This is a genomic window from Micromonospora sp. WMMC415, from assembly GCF_009707425.1.
Taxonomy (GTDB): domain Bacteria; phylum Actinomycetota; class Actinomycetes; order Mycobacteriales; family Micromonosporaceae; genus Micromonospora.
Genome location: NZ_CP046104.1, coordinates 2,794,070 through 2,813,315 on the forward strand (window position 1 = coordinate 2,794,070; position 19,246 = coordinate 2,813,315).

General features: G+C 73.7%; 16 protein-coding genes and 1 pseudogene. 13 read left to right on the top strand and 4 right to left on the bottom strand.

The window, feature by feature from the left end; all coding sequences use genetic code 11:
* Positions 1 to 89 precede the first annotated feature (89 nt).
* The 5 genes from GKC29_RS13480 (at position 90) to GKC29_RS13500 (ending at position 8,888) form a co-directional block, all read left to right on the top strand.
* On the top strand, positions 90 to 1,541 hold the full coding sequence (locus GKC29_RS13480; RefSeq protein ID WP_230689021.1) for an MFS transporter: 1,452 nt from the start codon (positions 90 to 92) through the stop codon (positions 1,539 to 1,541).
* Between the two features lie 171 nt (positions 1,542 to 1,712).
* Positions 1,713 to 2,510 carry an SGNH/GDSL hydrolase family protein gene (locus GKC29_RS13485; RefSeq protein ID WP_155331168.1) on the top strand — a complete coding sequence of 266 codons (798 nt, stop codon included), beginning with the start codon at positions 1,713 to 1,715 and terminating at the stop codon, positions 2,508 to 2,510.
* A gap of 118 nt (positions 2,511 to 2,628) precedes the next feature.
* Positions 2,629 to 5,322, top strand: coding sequence for a hypothetical protein (locus GKC29_RS13490; protein WP_155331169.1), 2,694 nt, complete (start codon positions 2,629 to 2,631; stop codon positions 5,320 to 5,322).
* Positions 5,323 to 5,507: 185 nt separating this feature from the next.
* Positions 5,508 to 8,060 (top strand): FtsK/SpoIIIE domain-containing protein, encoded by a 2,553-nt coding sequence (locus tag GKC29_RS13495; protein WP_155331170.1) that lies wholly within the window; start codon positions 5,508 to 5,510, stop codon positions 8,058 to 8,060.
* A gap of 3 nt (positions 8,061 to 8,063) precedes the next feature.
* Positions 8,064 to 8,888, top strand: a complete 825-nt coding sequence (locus tag GKC29_RS13500) for a hypothetical protein (RefSeq protein WP_155331171.1) — start codon at positions 8,064 to 8,066, stop codon at positions 8,886 to 8,888.
* Between the two features lie 8 nt (positions 8,889 to 8,896).
* On the opposite strand, the gene GKC29_RS13505 is transcribed toward GKC29_RS13500, so the two are convergent.
* Positions 8,897 to 9,082 carry a hypothetical protein gene (locus tag GKC29_RS13505; RefSeq protein ID WP_155331172.1) on the bottom strand — a complete coding sequence of 62 codons (186 nt, stop codon included), beginning with the start codon at positions 9,080 to 9,082 and terminating at the stop codon, positions 8,897 to 8,899.
* A gap of 260 nt (positions 9,083 to 9,342) precedes the next feature.
* Between GKC29_RS13505 and GKC29_RS13510 the strand changes: the two genes are divergently transcribed.
* Positions 9,343 to 9,561: a winged helix-turn-helix domain-containing protein gene (locus GKC29_RS13510; RefSeq protein ID WP_155331173.1), complete on the top strand. Its 219-nt coding sequence runs from the start codon at positions 9,343 to 9,345 to the stop codon at positions 9,559 to 9,561.
* Positions 9,562 to 9,721: 160 nt separating this feature from the next.
* On the top strand, positions 9,722 to 9,856 hold the full coding sequence (locus GKC29_RS30285; protein ID WP_255456189.1) for a hypothetical protein: 135 nt from the start codon (positions 9,722 to 9,724) through the stop codon (positions 9,854 to 9,856).
* A gap of 390 nt (positions 9,857 to 10,246) precedes the next feature.
* On the opposite strand, the gene GKC29_RS13520 is transcribed toward GKC29_RS30285, so the two are convergent.
* Positions 10,247 to 10,648 carry a hypothetical protein gene (locus GKC29_RS13520; RefSeq protein ID WP_155331174.1) on the bottom strand — a complete coding sequence of 134 codons (402 nt, stop codon included), beginning with the start codon at positions 10,646 to 10,648 and terminating at the stop codon, positions 10,247 to 10,249.
* A gap of 564 nt (positions 10,649 to 11,212) precedes the next feature.
* Between GKC29_RS13520 and GKC29_RS13525 the strand changes: the two genes are divergently transcribed.
* From GKC29_RS13525 to GKC29_RS13540, 4 genes and pseudogenes are all read left to right on the top strand, one after another.
* Entirely contained in the window at positions 11,213 to 11,776 is a 564-nt protein-coding gene (locus GKC29_RS13525; protein WP_155331175.1) for a dihydrofolate reductase family protein, read from the top strand.
* A 267-nt stretch (positions 11,777 to 12,043) separates the two neighbouring features.
* Positions 12,044 to 13,969 (top strand): S9 family peptidase, encoded by a 1,926-nt coding sequence (locus GKC29_RS13530; protein WP_230689022.1) that lies wholly within the window; start codon positions 12,044 to 12,046, stop codon positions 13,967 to 13,969.
* 323 nt (positions 13,970 to 14,292) lie between these two features.
* A pseudogene (locus GKC29_RS13535) lies at positions 14,293 to 14,570 on the top strand (VOC family protein); the annotation flags it as partial.
* 87 nt (positions 14,571 to 14,657) lie between these two features.
* Positions 14,658 to 15,425 carry a VOC family protein gene (locus GKC29_RS13540; RefSeq protein ID WP_155331177.1) on the top strand — a complete coding sequence of 256 codons (768 nt, stop codon included), beginning with the start codon at positions 14,658 to 14,660 and terminating at the stop codon, positions 15,423 to 15,425.
* A 100-nt stretch (positions 15,426 to 15,525) separates the two neighbouring features.
* Here GKC29_RS13540 and GKC29_RS13545 read toward each other — a convergent pair whose 3' ends face one another.
* Entirely contained in the window at positions 15,526 to 15,954 is a 429-nt protein-coding gene (locus tag GKC29_RS13545) for a nitroreductase/quinone reductase family protein (protein ID WP_155331178.1), read from the bottom strand.
* A gap of 107 nt (positions 15,955 to 16,061) precedes the next feature.
* Positions 16,062 to 17,402 (bottom strand): pentapeptide repeat-containing protein, encoded by a 1,341-nt coding sequence (locus GKC29_RS13550; protein ID WP_155331179.1) that lies wholly within the window; start codon positions 17,400 to 17,402, stop codon positions 16,062 to 16,064.
* Between the two features lie 246 nt (positions 17,403 to 17,648).
* Between GKC29_RS13550 and GKC29_RS13555 the strand changes: the two genes are divergently transcribed.
* Together GKC29_RS13555 and GKC29_RS13560 are read left to right on the top strand one after the other, a co-directional pair.
* Complete coding sequence (locus GKC29_RS13555; protein ID WP_155331180.1) at positions 17,649 to 18,506, top strand: triacylglycerol lipase; 858 nt, start codon at positions 17,649 to 17,651, stop codon at positions 18,504 to 18,506.
* Positions 18,507 to 18,743: 237 nt separating this feature from the next.
* On the top strand, positions 18,744 to 19,109 hold the full coding sequence (locus GKC29_RS13560) for a YciI family protein (protein WP_155331181.1): 366 nt from the start codon (positions 18,744 to 18,746) through the stop codon (positions 19,107 to 19,109).
* Positions 19,110 to 19,246: the final 137 nt, after the last annotated feature.

Below are 19,246 nucleotides of genomic sequence, written 5' to 3' on the forward strand. Positions count from 1 at the left end.
GGAAGGTTTGACGCGGGCCAGACTTGTCGCCGGCCGGACCCGGACGGGTCCGGCCTTTCGTCTGTCGCCGTCTGGCCGGGAGGGTCCTCGTGGCGCTCGGAACCACCTTCGCCGCATTGCGCCACCGCAACTACCGCATCTGGGCCGCCGCCGGGTTCGTCTCCGTCGTCGGCACCTGGATGCAGGTGCTCGGGGTCAACTGGTACGTCCTGGCCGAGACCGGCTCGGCGACGTCGATGGGGCTGGCCATCCTCCTGCAGGCGATCCCCACCCTGCTGCTCAGCGCGTGGGGCGGGGCCCTGGCCGACCGGCTGCCCGCCCGGCCGCTGCTGATCGCGGCGCAGGGCGCCCACGCGGCCCTCGCGGCCGGGCTCGCCCTGGTGGCCGTGACCGGCGCCGGCGGGCTCCCGGCCATCTACGCGATCTCGCTGGTCTCCGGGGCGGTGTCCGCGATCGAGGGCCCGATGATGGGCCGCTGGGCCTCGACGCTGGTGGACCGGGACACCCTCGGCAACGCGCTGGCCCTCGGGTCGCTCACCAACTCCGCCGGGCGGATCCTCGGCATGAGCGCGGGCGCCGTCGTGGTCGCCGCCGTCGGCCCCGCGCTGCTGTTCGCCGTCAACGCCGCGAGCTTCGTCGCGGTGGTGGTGGCGCTGTGCGCCGTCCGCGAGCGGGACCGGTACGCCCCGGAGCCGGTCGAGGCGGCACCGGACGCCGGTGGCATCCGGGCCGGCTTCCGCTACCTGCTGGGGCAGCCGGTGGTGCTGGTGGCCCTGGCCCTCTCCTTCGTACTGGGCAGTCTGGGCCGCAACTACCAGGTGACGATGGCCGCGATGAGCGACGGGCCGCTCGGCGGGGGCGCAGCCGGGTACGGGCTGCTGTCCACCGTCTTCGCCGTCGGCACCGTCGTCGGGGCGCTGGTGGCCGCGCGCCGCCGCGAGCTCGGCTACGGCGTGCTGGTCGGCGCCGGGCTGCTGGCCAGCGCGCTGCAGATCGTCGCGGGGCTGGCGCCGGGCACCCTCAGCTTCGCCGCCGTCATCCTGCCGGTGGCCGCCGCCGCGGTGGTCATCGACACCACCGTCGGCACCCGGGCCCAGCTCGACACCGACTACGTGATGCGCGGGCGGGTGCTCGGCGCCCTGGCGGTGACCGGCTCCGTGTCGGCCGCCGTCGGTGCCCCGCTGCTGGGCTGGCTCTCCGAGCACGCCGGTCCCCGGCAGACCCTGGTGCTGGCCGGCGCCGTCACCGTGGTGGCCGCCGCTGCGGCGGGGGTGGCCCTGGACCGCCTGCGGGAGCGCCGGCTGTGCAACCGGGTCGCGCGGGTGCTCGCCGTCCGCGTGCTGCGGCGTCCGGGTCGCCGGGTCGCCGGGTCCGCCGCCCGGGTGGTCCGCCCGGCGTGGCTGGCCGTGGGGGACGCCCGACCGGCCGGGCACGCTGCGGTCCGGGCGCCGCGGGTCGGGCCGGGCCCGTGGTCGCGGCGGCCGGCGACGACCCGCCCGCGGAACCGCACCGGTGCCGGCTCGCCGCTGCCGGGCCGTTGACCGGACCCCGGCAGCGCCACAAACCCGGTCCGGGCAGGGGACTCCGCCGCTTAACGACTATTCACTTGATCTAAATGTTTCGATAGCATTACCGACTAGTAACAACCGTTGCACCCCTGGCCACGCGCGCGGTCACCGGGCCCCACCACCCCTGTCCTGTGGAGGTCCCTCATGCCACACCGCCCGCTGGCCCGCGCCCTGGCCGCGCTGGTCGCCGTCCTCACCGCCGTCACCGGCGCGGTGCTCGTCCCCGGCACCGCACACGCCGCGACCGTCAACTACGTCGCGCTCGGTGACTCCTATTCCTCCGGCGTCGGCGCCGGCCCGTACGACCTCTCCGGCTGCCTGCGCAGCCAGAAGTCGTACGCCCCGCTCTGGGCCGCGGCCAACGCCGTGACCAGCTTCCGGTTCCCCGCCTGCGGCGGCGCCGTCACCGCCGACGTCATCAACGCGCAGGTGGGTTCCCTGAGCAGCACCACCACCCTGGTGACCATCACGATCGGCGGCAACGACGCCGGCTTCGCGGACGTGATGACCACCTGCCGGTTCGGCAGCACCTCCAGCTGCACCAACGCCGTCAACACCGCCAAGTCGTTCGCCACCACCACGCTGCCCGGCCGCCTGGACGCCACGTACGCGGCCATCCGCAACCGGGCGCCGAACGCCCGCCTGATCGTGCTCGGCTACCCGCGCCTGTTCGAGACCGGCTCCTGCGGATGGTTCGCGATGAGCAGCTACAAGCGGACGATCCTCAACGAGGCCGCCGACGTGCTGGCCACCGTCACCGCCGCCCGGGCCGCCGCGGCCGGGGCCACCTTCGCCGACACCCGCCCCTACTTCGCCGGCCACGGCGTGTGCGCCTCCGACCCGTGGATCCGCGACGTCACCGGGGTGATCGAGGCGTACCACCCGGACGCCGACGGCTACCGCCACGGCTACCTGCCGGCGCTGAACGCCGTCACCCGCTGACCCGCCCGACCCGGCGGCCGGCGGTCCACCCCGGACCGGCGGCCGCCGGTCGTCTTGCCGAGATCCGCCACACTCAGTAAACAGGACGGACACGGTAAGCCACTGCCCGGAGGTGACCATGCGGGAGTCGACCAGCCAGAAACCGCCCACCCGGGACCGGCTCCCGATCGGCGGGTGGGAGTTCCTCGCGCTGCTCGCGCGCCTGCTGCCCCGGCCGCGCCGGGGCGACCGCCGGCTACCGGTCCTCTGGCTCGTCCGCCCGCCCGGCACGCCCGACGTGCTGACCCTCGTCCGCCGGTTCCTCGGGCAGGGCCCACGACGGCGCGTGCCGCACGCCGCCGTCGACGTCACGTCGCAGCCCCCCGGGACCGAGGTCCCCGCGCTCCTGCGCGACCTGCACCGGCAACTCTCGCTGGAGGCCTTCGGTGCGGCCCGCCTCCGGTTCCGGCACTACCCGCTCGCCGACTGGCTGATGCAGCAGAGCCTCAGCGTCGGCCTGGACGCCGACGAGGGCCGCTCCGCGCTGGTCCGGCGGCTGCGCGACCGCCGCGGGCCCCGTGGCGCCGCCGAGCCGCTGCCGGCCGGCGGGGACACCGTCTCGATCGCCTCGCACGTGCTGCTCTGGCTGGTGCGCCGGGCCGTGCCCGGGGCGGTGTTCCGGCTCGCCGTCTCCGGCCGGGTGCCCGTGATCGGCCGGCACTACCGCTGGTTCATGCGCCAGCAGTACCTGGCGCCCCGGCAGTCGGTCACCTTCCTCGGCTTCGCCGAGCGGCTCACCGCCGGGTGGCGCGACGGGGAGCAGCCCGACCAGGTCAACAAGCTGCTGCTGCACGCGTTCCTGGAGGACCTGCGTGAGGCGTACCGGCGGCGGCTGTGGCGCCCGGCCGACTGGCGGCGCACCGCGTACCCGGTGCTGCTGCTGGACGGCGTCGCCCCCGGCAACCTCGGGCACGTGCTGGTCCGCCTGCTGACCGACGTCCGCAACGAGACCGGGCGCAACGACCCGCTGCTCGTGGTCGCGGCCGGCGACGTGCCCCCGCCGGAGCTGGCCGAGCCGCACCCCCTCGACGAGGCCGACGAGGCGTACGACGAGTGGTCCGCGGCCCTGCCCGAGATGCGCCGGCTGCGCCGGGCGGCGGCCTGGCTGGTGGTGCTCCGGCCGGACCCGGTCGAGACCGGCCCGCCGCCGCGCGGCGGCCTGCGCCCGTTCAGCGCGCCCGAGCCGCCCTGGGGGTCCCGCCGGTTCCTGCCGGCGGCGCTGGCCGTGGTGCTGGTGGCGGCGGGTGGCACCTGGGCCGGTACCCGGTGGGGGCCCGGCTGCCACCCGTCGCTGGACGGCGGGCGGGTCGCGGTCGAGCTGGTCGACGGCGAGTGCGTCGGCTACAGCGACAGCGCGGCCCAGCTCTTCAACGACGACCCCGGCCAGGACCGGCTGCGCGCCGTCCAGCAGCGCATCTTCGCCCAGAACCGGGCCGCCGAGGAGGTGTGGCGGCGCAGCGACCGCCGCCGTCCCTACCTGACGCTGGTCTACTTCGGCACCCTCACCGGCAACCGCACCCGCGCCGACGAGGAGTCCTACGTCTCCGAACGCGAGGAGCTGGAGGGCATGGCGACCGCCCAGTACGCGCTGCTCAAGGAGTCGGCCGGCGCGGACGGCGCCGCGCTGCTGCGCGTCGTCGTCGCCAACGGCGGCCGGCAGATGCGGCACGCCGACCGGGCGGTCGCGATGCTCGCCGACCTCGCCCGCGACGACCCCACGGTGCTCGGCGTGGTCGGCATGGTGGAGAGCCGCGCCAGCACCGCGCGGGCCCTCGCCGAGCTCAACCGGATCGGCCTGCCGGTCCTCGCACCCACCCTGTCGGCCGACCGGATGGACGCCAACTCGCGCCTCTACCTCCAGGTCAGCGCGCCCAACACCGACCAGGTGCGGATGGTCGAGGCGTACGCCCGGCAGGTGCTCAAGGTCGACGAGGCGCACGTCTACTGGACGACCGGGGAGGGCAGCTCCTTCGAGAAGGACCTCTACGTGAACACCCTCGTCGACGGCCTGAAGGAACGCTTCGGCCCGCGGCTCACCCGGCTGGAGGAGTGGCGCACCGGCAAGCGGCTCACCGCCGAGTGCGGCTACGACGGCCTGCTCTTCTTCGCCGGACGCTGGTCGGAGTTCGACGGCTTCCTGCGCGCCCTGCGCGAGTGCGGCGACAACCCGCCCCGGCACCTCGTCGGCGACGACTCGGTCAACCGCTACATCGCCAACCCCGGGCTGCGCGCCGCCGCCCCGGGCAACATCCCCGTCACGTACGTGTCGAAGGCGTCGCTGGGCACCTGCACGGCGCTGCGGGCCGCGCAGGAGCGGCGCGACGAGGCCCGCGCCAGCTTCCTGACCTGGATCCAGGCCGACGACCTGCTCGACCCGCCACGCTGCCGCCCGGACCGGCCGCACCCGGTGGGGGAGCGGGTCAGCCTCGCGTACGACGCGGCGATGATGATGGTCCGCGCGGTGGAGAGCCTCGCGGCGCGGCTGCACCACGCCGACGCGGGGCAGCGGTGGGAGCCGACGGCGGTCAACCCGGTCGGCGTGCACGCCGAGGTGCTGCGGCAGAACGCCGGCACCGGCTACCCGGGCGTGTCCGGCCTGATCCGGTACCCGCCGGACTCCGGCGAGCCGGTCGACAAGCGGCTCGCGCTGCTGCGGGTCGAGCGGGTGCCCGACGTCACCGTCGAGCCGGTCGAGGTCTGGTACTGCGGCACCGCCGACCGTCCCACCGCGACACCCGCCCCCTGCGCGGCCACCCGCTCGCGACCGCGCTGACCGGCGTGTCGCGTCGCCTTCGGACTGTCCCGGCGTCCCCGGGGTCGGTTAGGGTTCTCGGCGGACCGAGGCCGGGTCCCGACGCCACCGCCCCGCCGCGCCGTGCGCTCCCCGAACGCACCGCGGCTCCCGCGGGAGGCGGGGACACGGCCCGAGCGGGCGAGGCGACGGGAGCGGCAACGAGGGTGGGCAGGCTCGCGTCGGCGTACGGGCAGGCGGTCGCGGCCCACCGCGCGGCCCGCGCGCACCTCGACACCGCCCGCCGGGCCCTCGGCGCCGCCCCGTCCCCGGCCGCCCCGGCGGGAGCCGCCGACCTGCTCGCCCGCCTCGCCCAGCTCGGCGACGCCCTCGCCACACCCACTCCCGGCGCCACCCCGCTCGCCGCGGGCCCGGCACCGGTCCGCCTCGGCGACGCCGCCACCGCGGGCGGCGCCTTCCCGGTCGTCGTCCCGCTCGGCAGCGGCCACCACCTCGCCGTCGACGCCGACGCCCGCGACCCCCGGGTCGCCGCGCTGCTGCGCGCCGTCGTGCTCCGCCTGCTCGCCACCGCCCCGCCCGGCGGCGTCCGCGTCGCCGGCCTCGACACCGCCGCGCTCGGCGCCACCTTCGGGCCGCTGCGGCCGCTCGTCGACGCCGGCGTACTCGACCCGCCGGCCACCACCGAGGCCGAGGCCGGTGCGCTGCTCGACGCCGCCGAAGCGCACGCCCGTACGGCCCGTGCCGCCGACCGGCCGGACCAGGAACTGCTGCTCGTGGTCGCCGCCGCCCTGCCGCCGCCCCGGGAGGCCGCCCGCCTCGCCGCGCTCACCCACGCCGGCCCGGCCGCCTCCGTGTGCGTCCTCCTCGCCGCGAGCGGGGCACCGGCCCTCGGCGCGACGACCAGCGTCCGGCTGACCGGGGAGCACGCCCACGTGGGCGACCCGCCCGGGGCCCCGTTCAGCGCCGACGGCAGCGGCCTGGCCGCCCCGGTGCGCCTCGACGGCGACCCCCCGGCCGCCTCCGTGGCCGCCCTCGCCGGGCATCTGGGCGCCGCCGTCCGGCAGGGCGCGACGGTGCGCTTCCCGGAGCTGCTTCCCGCGCGGCGCTGGGCGGAGTCGTCCGTCGCCGGGCTGCGCACGGTGGTCGGCCGGGCCGGCCGCGACCCGGTCACCGTCGCGTTCGACGACGCCACTCCACACTGGCTGGTCGGCGGCCGCACCGGCGCCGGCAAGACCGTCTTCCTCCTCGACGTCCTCTACAGCCTGGCCGCCCGCTACTCCCCGGCGGAACTCCAGCTCTACCTGCTCGACTTCAAGGAGGGGGTGAGCTTCACCGAGTTCGTCCCCACCGGCCGGGACCCGTCCTGGCTGCCGCACGCGCGGGCGGTCGGCATCGAATCCGACCGGGAGTACGGCGTCGCGGTCCTCCGCGAGCTGCGCCGCGAACTGCAGCGCCGCGCCACCGCGTTCAAGCGGCACGGCGTCACCAAACTCGCCGACCTGCCCCGCGAGGCGCCGCTGCCCCGGATCGTCGCGGTCGTCGACGAGTTCCACGTGCTGCTCGCCGGCAACGACCCGCTCGCCCGCGAGTCGGTCGACCTGCTCGAGGAGTTGGCCCGCAAGGGCCGCTCGTACGGCGTGCACCTGGTGCTCGCCAGCCAGAGCACGACGGGCATCGAGGCCCTCTACGGCCGGGCCGAGGCGATCTTCGGGCAGTTCGCCCTGCGGGTGGCGCTGCCCGGCGGCGGCGGTGTGCTCGACCCGCTGAACGACTCCGCCGCCACCCTGCCGGTCGGGTCCGCCGTGCTCAACACCGCCGCCGGGGCGGCCGGGGCCGACACCGTCGTGCGCTTCCCGGACGCCCACGCGGCCGCCGCCGACCTGGCCCGGCTGCGCCACGACCTGTGGGCGGCCCGCCCGTCCGGCGCGCGCCCACCGTCGGTCTTCAAGGGGTACGACACCGCGCGGCTGGAGGACGACCCCACCTTCACCGGGCTGCGGCCCGGCGGTCGCCGCCCGCTCGCCCTGGTCGGCCGCACCGTCGACGTGGACGGCACGTCGGCGCTGTTCCTGATGGACAGCACCCCCGGCCGGCACCTGGCGGTCGTGGGCACCTCCGCCGCCGGCGCCGAGGTGCTGCGCGCGGCCACCCTCAGCCTGGCCCGCCAGCACACCCCCGGCGACGCCCGGTTCCTGCTCGTCCCCCTCGTCACCGCCGCCGACCCGGCCGTCGACGACACCGCCGACGTGCTCACCGCCGCCGGCCACCCGGTCGAGCGCCTCGACGCCGACGGGCTGCGGGCCCGCCTCCACGAGCTGGCCGACCCGCCACCGGCCACCGACGGCGCGGACCAGCCGGCGGCCGGCCACGCCCGGACCTACCTCGTCGTGTTCGGAATGGACGCCGCCGGCACCGTCCTCGCGGCGGCCGACCCGGCGACCTTCCGCAGCGGCCACGACGACCTGCGGCAGGTGCTCCGGCAGGGGCCCGGGCAGGGAGTGCACCTGCTCGGCTGGTGGCGCGGCCTGCGCCGGCTCGCCGACGACCTCGGCGGTACGCACAACCGCGACGACGTGGCCTGCCTCGTCGCCCTGAACGTGCCCGGCGCCGACCTCGGGCTGCACCTGGGCGTGCCCGACCTGAGCTACCAACCCCGTCCCGACCGGGCGCTGCTGGTCGACCGGCACGACCACCGCACCCGGCTGATCGTGCCGTTCGCCCGGGACGGCCAACCCGCCGACGACGACGGGGAGGGCTGAGCCGTGGCCACCTTCGCCGACTACGCCGCGCTGGCCCGGCTGCTCGCCGAGCAGCGCCGCGCCGGCGAGCAGGGCGCCGCCGTGGAGGCGGAACACCGGCGCAACCTGCACGCCGCCGCCGACTCCCTCCAGCACCGCCTCACCGCGCAGGGGCAGCGCCTCGACCACCTCGGCCGCGCCATCGGCGTCACCGCCCCCGCCGCCGGCCCGCCCGCACCGCCGCCCGCCGAGCCGTCCCCGCCCGCCGCCGGCCCGCCCGCGACCGGGCACCCCGGAACGCACCACGAACCGGGGAAGGGGCGGGCCGGCGGCGCAGCCGCCGCGCCGGGGCGGCCGGGTGTCGGGGCGTACTCCCCGGGTCTTGAGACGGCGCTGGCGGTGCCGGCGGTGCCCGGGCCCCGTGCCGGGGAGGCCGACCCGGCGGCGGAGCTGGAGCTGGCGCGGCGCTACGCCGACGAGGCCGACCGGTACGGGCAGCAGGCCGAGCTGCTGGCCCAGCAGCCGCCGCTGCTGCCGACCTGGTCGCCGGTGGCGCGGGCGCTCGCCGTGTACCTGGGCTGCGCTGCCGTGGGCGTGGTGCTCATGCTGGTCCTGGTGCTCGCGTCCGGCGTCGGGGTGGTCGGCCTCGGCACCCTGTACACCTGGATGTGCGCCGGGCTGCCCGCCGTGTCGCTGATCGCCGGCTGGCTGGTGCTCGGCCGCTGGGGGAGGCCGGCGATGGTCGCCGGGACGGCGGCCCGCTACCCGGTGCTGGGCATCCTGGTGTGCTTCCTCGCCCTGCCGCTGGCCTACTGCGGCTACCTGCTGCTCTTCCGCACCCTGTTCTGAAAGCGCGCTCAGCCGGTTCTGCTGACCCGGGCGGTCTTGACCAGTTGGGCGAAACGTACGTCCGGGCAGGGGTAGTCCTCCCCGCAGCCGCAGAGCCAGCGGGTCACCACGCGGGGCGGGTGGGCGAAGAGAATGTCGTCCGCGTCGGCGACGTCCTCGTCGGACGCCAGGGGAGTGGTGTCGTCGTTGTCCACGTTGGCTCCTGTCCGAGGCCTGCGTGTTGCTGACTCCGGTGCCGCCCCAAGGGGCGGGCCACGGCACGCCCGGCCGGCCCCACGGGTCGACCAGCCGGGCGCTCTGCGCGGTGGGGAAGGACCAACTCTTGGTTTGCAGACCTGGGAGCCGGTCGAATCGAACTTTACACAACTAGTCACGGAAAGCAAGCGCGACAACACGTGACTTGTCACATGAAGTCGGCGCGTGATCGAATGGCGGTGCAGACCTGGGAGTACAGATGCCCGTCAAGCCCAAGTGGGAACAACTCGCCGACCACATCCGGAGCCAGATCGAGTCGGGTGAACTCGCACCCGGCGACCAGTTGCCGTCCACCGCGCAGCTCAGAGCGCAACACGGCGTCTCGACCACTGTGGTTCGCCAAGCCATCCTCGTCCTTCAGACGCAGGGATGGGTGCAGGGCGTCCACGGCCTCGGCGTCTTCGTCGCCGAGCGCTGATCCCTTCTCGGCAAGGTGGAGGCGGCGGGATGGCGGAGCTGCCGGAAGCGGTGACCCGGGACGGCGGTGTGCTGGACGGCTTCCACATCGGGCGGGTGCCCGCCGCTGTCGGTGCCGAGGTCTCGGACTTCGCCAGCGAGTGGGAGGACGTCCGGCCCGGGTGTGGGAGCGCCCGGTGGCCGAGGGCTACCGGGTGGACCTGCGGGTCCATGTGCTGCGCGTGATCGACCCCGGGCATCTTGACGAGGAGGCCCTGCTGTCGACCGCCCTCTCCGTCGGGGAGCAGAGCCGGTAGCCATCGAGGGCGAGCGCACAGTCAGGTCAGCCGTCGAACAACAGGGCGGAGGACCGTGACCAGGCAGGCTGATATCGGTGGTGGCGAGGTGCAGGCGGCAGGCCTCGACGTTCTCCTCTGGGTTCAGTTCGGACCAGTCGAGGAGGTAGCCCGCCGCCGCGGCGACGGTCGCCGGATCGCCGCCGGGCTGCGCACTCATCGGCACCCGCCTGCACGGCATCCAGACCAGCTCGGCGTAACGCTGCGTAGCACGCGCGGAGCGCGGCAGAAGGAGCGCGCCCGTTGTGGCGCCGTTCGGCCGGCCAGGACCCGAGGCGGATATTTTCTTGACTCTCGACCTGGTCGAGGGCTGACCCTTCCTGGGTGACGTCTGAAGAGCGCGACCGCCGATCAGTCCCTCTCGCGATTGACCTGGAGATGCTGCGGCCGGTACTGCGCGGCGCTTGGGGACCGGATACCTGTGACCCGCACGATGTGCAGGATTGGCACGCCGGCAACCCAGCCCGTGGTCAATGCGGGGTGACTGCCTTGATCATTCAGGACCTGCTCGGCGGAGAGCTGATCCTCGGCGAGGTCCTCGCCGGAGACGCCAAGGTCGGCTACCACTACTGGAATCGATTGGCCGACGGCCGCGAGGTTGACCTGACAGCTGACCAGTTCCAGCCACCAGAAGTCGTTGTCGGCGGTCAGGTCCAGCAACGCCCGCCGGGCCCACCTCGGCGATGCCGCCAGCAGTACGAGATCCTGCGGCACCGCGTCTTCGCAGCCCTCTACGGCGGCGATCCAACGCAACACGCAACCGTGACGGCTGGCGAACAGGCCGAACGCACGAACGGCGGCAGGTCCGCATGGGTCAGCGAGTGCCCATGACGATCTCCGCTGACGACTCCGGTCCGGTCCGGATTGTGACGGCCGTTCTTCGCGACGGCGTTGGGAATCACGGCATCGGAGCCGTCCGGCCCGCCGATGCATGAGATCCGGACCGCGACGTACGACATGCAGATCTGGTTGATCGACAGGTGGACCGGAACACCCGTCAACGCCGCGCCGGACGAGCACGACGCTGTGGCGTGGTTCGAGACGTCCGACCTTGACAGCCCGCGTCTCGGCAACGAGTCGTATCTCTTGATGCTCACCGCCGTGCGCCGACGCCTGCGCAGGATATCCACGGAGAGTGACGGGAGTTCCTGCATTCCGGCGCGCCTGCTCGGCGGCAGAAGCGGACACCGCTGGCGTGCGCCGGAACCAGTCGAGGATCCGTGGAACCTTCTCTCGGGATGGCGTCGGATCCGGGCTGAGTCGTTCGTAGAAGAGGTGACATCCCATTGGGTCCTTCGTGCACCGCGAGGTAGAGGCATGGCAAAGCTGATCTACGTGACGAACGTGTCGCTCGACGGCTACATCGAGGACGATCGCGGCGCCTTCGACTGGTTCCCGCCCGACGACGAGGTATTCGCGTTCACCACCGACCTCCTGCGATCCGTCGGCACGTTCCTCTACGGACGGCGCCTGTACGAATCGATGGCGGTCTGGGAAACCAATACCGGTCTGGCCGCCCAGTCCGAGCTCATGGCAGACTTCGCCAGCGCCTGGCAGGCGGCGAACAAAGTCGTCCACTCCACGACCCTCGCCGCGGTATCAACTGCCGACACCCGACTCGAACGCCGTTTCGACCCCGCCGCGGTACACCAATTGAAGGCCACGGCCAGCAGCGATCTCACCGTAGGAGGTGCCAACCTCGCGACGCAGGCTTTCAGGGCCGGGCTGGTCGACGAGTGCCAGCTGTTCGTCTGGCCCGTGGTCGTCGGCGGGGGTAAGCCAGGGCTGCCGACCGGCATGCGCACCGACCTTGAGCTGCTCGATGAGCGCCGATTCCGAAACGGCACCGTACACCTGCGCTACCGCGCACTCGGACAATGAACGACAGTCCTGTCCGATCGCCGGCGCTTGCGTGGCAGGCGGAGCGCCGACGACTGAGTCGGCCGGATGAGGTCGCCCATCACGAACGCGGGTTGCGTCAAGTCGCAGTGTGCGCAGGCGTCAACCGCCGCGTCTGGACGGCGGTGGCGACAGCGAACCCCAGTTTTGGGGAGCGCCCCGACAACTACTCCCTGGGCAGCGTCTTTTGGCTGCGGCGTGCTGCGGCAGCGGTTGGCAGCCGTAGTAGTTGATCGGTACTGTGCCTCGGTGGCCCGTACGCAGCTCACTGCCGAGTCGGTGGTCGACGGTCGTGTTCCGCAGGCATTGGCGCTGTCGCCGGACGGCAAGTGGGTCGCCTACGTGGTCGCCCCGGTCGGGCGGGCTGGTGATCACCCGGTCAGCGAGGTGTGGGTCGCCGCCGTCGACGGGACTGGGTCTCCGCGACGATTGACTTCGGGTGAGGCGTACGATTCGGCGCCGCGGTGGGCCGGGGATTCGCTGCTGGTCTACTTTCTCTCCGACCGGGCTGAGCGTGGCACGGCGCAACTGCACCGGGTGGGGCTGGTCGACGGTGTTGTGGAGGCGGTCACGTGCTGGGCCGGTGGGGTGTCCGGTCACCTCCCGCTGGCCGATCCGGATCTGGTCGTCGTGATCGCAGCCGATGAACCGTCCGCCGAGGACGAACGCCGGGTGAGGGAGCGTGACGACGCTCGGGTGTGGGGTGAACGCGTACGCCCGGACCGGCTGCGGCTGCTCGACGTACGGAGCCGCGAGATCCGGACACTGGATGCGTTCGGCGATCGTCATGTCGTCGAGGTGGTCCAGCGGCCCGACGATGGAATCCTGGCGGTACTGACCTGGTCGACCCCCGACGTGGACCCGGGCCTTGTGGAGCCCGGTCTTCACCTGCTCGATCCGGACAGCGGCGTGACGCGGGACCTCGGCTCGGCCGCGGCGGACGCGTCGTCGCTCGTCTGGTGGCCCGCCGACGACGGCTGGCACTTGGCATATGTCGCGAAGGCTCCGCCCGCTCTGGTGGGTGGACATGCGGTTCTCGATGTCGCCGTGCCGGTGAACGAGCCGGCGGGCGAGCACCGTAACTTGACCGCCGGCACGACCGTGTGCCCGAGCAACCTGGTTCAGGTCGACGCCGGTCTGCCGCTGGTGCTGGTCGCCGACGGGCTCGATACCGCGATCCACCGGCTCGATCCGGTCGGGCCCACCCTCGTCGAGGTGTCCCGGGTCGACGGCCTCGCGACGTCGTTGACCACGAGCCGGCACGGTGACGCCGTCGCGGCGGTGGTGAGCACGTCCTACGAGCCCGGGAACGTCCACGCCGGCCCCACGTGCGGGCCGCTGACGAGACTGACCGATCTCAGGCCCGAACTCCGCGACATCCGGTGGGGTGTCCAGGAACGCCTGTCGTACGAGGCATCCGACGGGCTGACGCTGGACGGCCTGCTGATCCTGCCCGCCGGCCGGTCGCACAAGGACGGGCCGTTTCCGCTGGTGACACTGGTTCACGGCGGCCCGTACGAGCGGCACGCCGACCGGCTGATGCTCGGCTGGCACCCGTCCGGCCAGTGGCTGGCGACTGCGGGCTACGCCGTGTTTCTGCCGAACCCGCGCGGCGGCCAAGGGCACGGCCACGACTTCGCGGTGCGCGTCGCCGGTGCGGTCGGCCTCGACGAGTGGACCGACATCTGCGCCGGCATCGACCTGCTCATCGCCGACGGCGTCGCCGACCCCGACCGGCTGGGCATCGGCGGCTGGAGCCACGGCGGGTTCATGGCCGCATGGGCGGTCGGGCAGACCGACCGGTTCAAGGCCGCCGTGATGGGCGCCGGAATCAGCGACTGGGGAATGCTCGCCGCAACCGGAGAACAGGGGCCGTTCGAGGCCGCCCTCGGCGGCAGCAGCGGCTGGGAAGGAACAGGTCCACACCGCCACGACCTGCTCAGCCCGATCTCGTACGCCTCCAACATCCGCACGCCGGTGCTGATCCTGCACGGCGAGAACGACACCAACGTTCCGGTATCACAGGCGGAGTTCTTCCACCGAGCCCTACGCAGGTTCGGAGCCGAGCACAAGTACGTCGTCTATCCCCGGGAGAACCACTCGATCCGCGAACGCAACCACCAACTCGACGTGCTCCGCCGCACCCGCGCATGGTTCGACCGGTGGCTCGGATGACCCAACGCCCGACCGCCACGACCGCTACGGCCGACCGCGGCATGCTAGACCACCGATTCCAGAAACAGGGCGGCAAGCAACGGCAAACGTTGACGCATCTGCTGATCGTCGTCCAAGTTGCACAGCACCCACGCACTCATCCCGGCTACGTCCGGATGCAGGGGCCCGCGAGCCGGTTACCTCCGTGACGAGCGCTTCGCGGCTAGATCCGGACGACGGTGAAGCTGACGATTCGCCCGATCCGCCCCGTACGACGCGCGAACGGTGCCACGATGCCGGCAGGGCGTGCCGGCGGTGGCCGCCCCCAGTCGAGAGGGGTCGACGTGAGCGCCGTCCCGCCGGGCACGCCCTGCTGGGCCGACCTGGCCACCCCGGATCTCGCCGATGCGCGGCGCTTCTACCCGGAGCTGTTCGGCTGGACCGGGCGGATCACGCCGGAGCCCGAGGCGGGCGGTTCGACGTCCCCGGCGCGATGGCCTGGAACGAGCTGGTCACCCACGACCCGGAGGGCGCGAAGGTCTGCTACGAGCTGGTCTTCGGCTGGCACCCGGACGACCAGTCGATGGGAACGATTACCTACACCGGCTGGCGGCTTGGCGCCGGTGCCGGCTGACGGCCGTCGGCTGTCGGGCCCGCCCGCCGCCATCCCGCTGAGAGTTGCCCGAGCAGAGAAAGCGAAGCCGAAGCCATGACAGATATTCCAGCGGGGGCACCCGCCTGGGTCGACCTGGTCACCACCGACCTCCCCGGCGCGGCGCGCTTCTACGCGCCCTTGTTCGGGTGGGCCGTCGCCGAGGCGGACCGGCAACCCGCGGCTGACGGTCACCTCGTCTTCCACCAGCAGGGCAAAACGGTGGCCGGTGCCGGGCTGGGGGCCGGCCCGCAACGGCCGCCTGCCTGGATGCCCTACCTGGCGACCGACGACGCCGAAGGTGCCTGCCAGCGGGTGACCGCCGCCGGCGGCCGGATCCTGACCGAGCCCTTCGACGTCCCCGGCTCTCGGCGGACGGCGCTCTTCGCCGACCCGGCCGGGGCGCCGTTCGGGGTGTGGCAGTCGCTCGGCATGCCGGGGGCCGAGGTGTTCGACGTACCCGGCTCGCTGACCTGGCCCGAGCTGACCACGCGGGAGCCGGACCGGGCTAAGGAGTTCTACGGGTCGGTGTTCGGCTGGACGGCGGACGACCAACCGATGGGCCCGATCACCTACACCACCTGGCAGCTGGACGGTCGTCCCGTCGGCGGGATGATGCCCATGATCGGCGAAGACTGGGGCGACCTCCCGTCCCACTGGATGATCTACTTCGCGGTCACCGACACCGACCGGGTCGTCGCCGAGGCCCTAGGGATGGGCGCGACGCTCGCCGTTCAGCCGACGGACCTGACGCGGGGCCGCTTCGCGGTGCTCACCGATCCACAGGGGGCGTTCTTCTCGATCCTCGGGACTACTCCGCCCTGACCGCACGGGGATCCGGCCGACGCGATGGTTCGTACCCGGACAGGGATCCCTGGCGGCTGGCTGACGCGATCCGGGCCGCAGAGGTGAAACAGCACCCAGGTCAGGCGCGCTCGACGACGACCACCGGGATCTCCCGGTCGGTCTCCTTCTGGTAGCGGGCGTAGGTCGGGAACACCGCCGTCATCAGCTCCCACAGCCGGGGTCGCTCCTCGGCGGTGGCGGTCCGCGCCCGGGCGGCGAAGCGCTCCGCGCCGACCTGCACCTGGACCTCCGGGTCGTCCCGCAGGTTCAGGTACCAGTACGGGTGGTGGGCCGCCCCGCCGTTCGAGGCGACCAGCAGGTAGCGGTCGCCGTCGCGGCCGTAGATCAGGGCGGTGCGGCGCCGCGCGCCGGAGCGGCGGCCCCGCGTGGTGAGCAGCAGGGCGGGATAGCCGTGGAACGTGCCACCGTCGGCGCCGTCGCTGGCGACGTACCGCCGGACGTGGCTGGCGACCCACCCGACCGGACTGTCCTCAATCACCTCGCTCATCCCCGTAGCCTAACCCGCTCGGGCGCGGCCAGATCATGGACGATTTCGGCCCCTGGAGGGGCCACTTCGTTCCAAGATCTGTGCGGCTGCGTCGGCGCGGTGACGATTCAGGTCTCGGTCAGCAGCAGCCAGTCGTCGTCGACCGAGCTCGCCCGCCAGCCGTCCGGCCAGGCGTGGGAGTGCGCCGTGCTGGCGCGGGCCTGGTCGACGCCGGGGCGGCGGGCGAACGTCGCACCGCCGAACCGCGCCCGGCCGTGGAAGCGGGCGCGGCCGAAGCTGCCCTTGTTCTCGAAGCGGGCCTGCTCGAAGAACGCGTCGCCACCGAACTCGGTGAACCGGAACAAGGCCAGGTCGGCGAAGCGGGCCTGGCGGAAACCGGCGTACCCGCCGAACACGGCGTGCTCCATCGACAGGCCGGCGCGGAAGTCCGCCTCGCGGAACGTGGCGCTGTCGGTGAACCGGGCGGTGTCGAAGGTGGCCGTCTCGCGGAACGTCGTGCCCCGGAACGTCGCCCGGCCGAAGGTGGCGCCCCGGCAGGACAGCGTGCCCCCGAGGTCGGCCCGGTCGACGCTGGTGCGGAGACTCCGGGCGCCGTCGAGCACGATCTCCGCGTCGCCGGTGACCTCGTCGAGCCGCAACTCCTCGAACGTCGCCCCCAACGACAGCCGCCCCCGCACGGTCGCGCCGGTGAGGCGGGTGACGCCCGTGCAGACCGCCCCGGTGAGGTCGGCGTCGACCAGGGTGCAGCCGGCGGCGTCGAACCCCGCCAGCCGGGCACCGGTCAGGTCCAGGCTGACGTCGGGCCAGAAGTGGTCGCCGTCCGCGCGCAGGTGCCGGGTGAGCACCCGCTGGGCCGTCCGGCGTACCTCCGTCTCGCGCGGGTCGTCCGCCGGCGGCATCCGGAGGTACGCGCAGAGCACGGCCACGATGGTCGGCCGCTGCCCCGGGTTGTCCTGACCGAGCCGCTCCAGGGCGTGCAGGCCGCCCAGGCGGACGGCCGCGTTGTCACTGCCGAGCAACTCGACGGCGCGGGTGTACAGCTCGGTCAGCCGGCGCTCGGCGGCGTCGTGGTCGGCCGCCCGGGCCTGCCGCTCCTGGTGGCGCTGCGCCGCGTCGGCGACGGCCTCGGCGTGCGCCTGGACGCGTTCGCGGTGCGTCTGGTCCTGGGCGGCGACGGCCTCCTGGTGGCGCTGCGCGCGTTCGCTGATCCACTGCCGGCGGGCGGCGAGCAGCAGCGCGAGGCCACCGCCGGTGCCGGCGACCACGGTCAGCCCGGTGCGGATGGCGTCGACGCGCAGGGTGGCCCGGGTGTCCGGCTGGGTGGCCCGGTCGGCCTCGCCGAGCAGCCAGTCCAGCACCCACCAGCCGAGGGCGACGGCGAGCAGCAGCCCGACCAGCACCAGCCACCACGGCATCACCCGCAGCCGTTCGTCGGGTGGTGGGGTCACGGCCACAGCATGCCACCGGGACGCCACCGGGTGGGGGATCGCGCCGACACCGTTGCCGCGTAACAGCTTCCGCGCCGCAACTACTCCAATGTGGACATATGGCATCCGGAATGCCGGAATGCGCCTCTGATGGAACAACGGGTTACCGAAGCGTAACTTAGCATTGACGAGCCTGAATCAATGGCCCCATCATCGTTCGCACCGGTCGATCGGACACCGCACCCACCACCACCCGGAGGTGCAGCCATGCTGCTCCGAAAGACCGCCACCGTGCTCGCGGCAGCACTCGCCGCGACGCTCGCACTCCCGGCCGCGACCGCCGCCGCGGAGCCCGTCCCGACCGCTGCGAGGGCGTCCGGACCCACCGCCGCCCCGACCGCTGCGGCGGCGTCCGGACCCACCGCCGTCCCGGCCGCCGAGGAGGCCGCCGAACGCGCCGACGCCAACGCCAACCCGGTGATCGTCGTCGGTGGCCTCAGCGGCTTCGCCGCCGTCTACGAGCCGCTCGCCGCCCGGCTGCGCGGCGACGGCTTCCGTCCGTTCATCTACGAACTGCCGGGGCTCGGCTTCGGCGACATCCCCACCTCCGCCCGCGCCTTCGCCGGGTACGTCGCCCAGGTCCGCGCCGTCACCGGTGCGGCCAAGGTCGATGTCGTGGCGCACTCGCAGGGCGGCCTGGTGGCCCGCTACTACCTGAAGCGGCTGAACGGCACCGGCGCCGTCGGCCGGTACGTCAGCCTCGGCACCCCGGAACAGGGGACGTACGTGGCCAACATCCTCAACTTCATCGGGCTCGGTAGCTGCGCCGGCGTCGTCTCCTGCCAGCAGATGATGACCGGCTCCGACTTCATCGAGGACCTCAACGCCGGCGACGACACCCCCGGTGCGGTCCGTTACACCACCGTGCGTACCTGGCAGGACGAACTGGTCCGCCCGGTGGGCAACGCCACGCTGGCCGACGGCGCCACCAACGCGCTGATCCAGGCGTGGTGCCCGCTGCGGCTGGTCGGGCACCTCGGGCTCGCGCTGGACGGCACCACGTACACGGTGATCCGGCAGGCGCTGCGCGACCGGGCGATCCGCCCCAACTGTTTCGCGCTGTAGGTGCGAGCCGTACGTGTCCGGCGGGGCGGTCGGTGCACCGACCGCCCCGCCGGCGCGTGCGCGGACGGCTTCCGGGCCGCCGCACCGCGAGCGCCTCGACGGGGCCGGGCCGGCGGTGTCGCCGCACCGCACCGCGCTGCGCGAAGTTGGCCGTACCGGCCTCCGGCTCGTGGGACGCTGTGCCCGTGCCGGTCGGCGTCGACCCGCCTCCGGCGTGACGGGCGGGAGGAGAACGCCATGACGGGGACGCCGGAGGTCGACTTCGCGCTCGACACGTACGAGTGCATCGTGCTCTATCCCGGCGCGTCCGGGCGGGCGCTGCCGGCGGAGACCGTGCAGCGGCTCCAGGCCGAGCACAACGCGCACCTGCAGGCCATGCAACGGCGCGGCATCGTCCTGGTCGCCGGGGCCGTGGACGGACCCGCCCGCGAGCCGGACCCGCCGCTCGGGTTCGGCCTGGCCCGCACCGGCTCCATGGACGACGTCCGCAGCGTCATGGAGGCCGACCCCGCCGTGCAGGCCGGCCTCTACCGTGTCGACGTCATGAGCTTCTACTGCCCGGCCGGCTCGCTGGAGTTCCCGCTGGCCAAGACCCAGAGCTAGGGCCGGCTCCATGGGCGTTCGTCGACCGGCCCGGCGCCGTTCACCCACGCCCGGCGGCCGGGCTGACACCGGACGGTACGATTCCGGGCGCGCGGTCGCCGATGCCCGCCGTCACGACGTCCCCGGCGGGTGTCCCA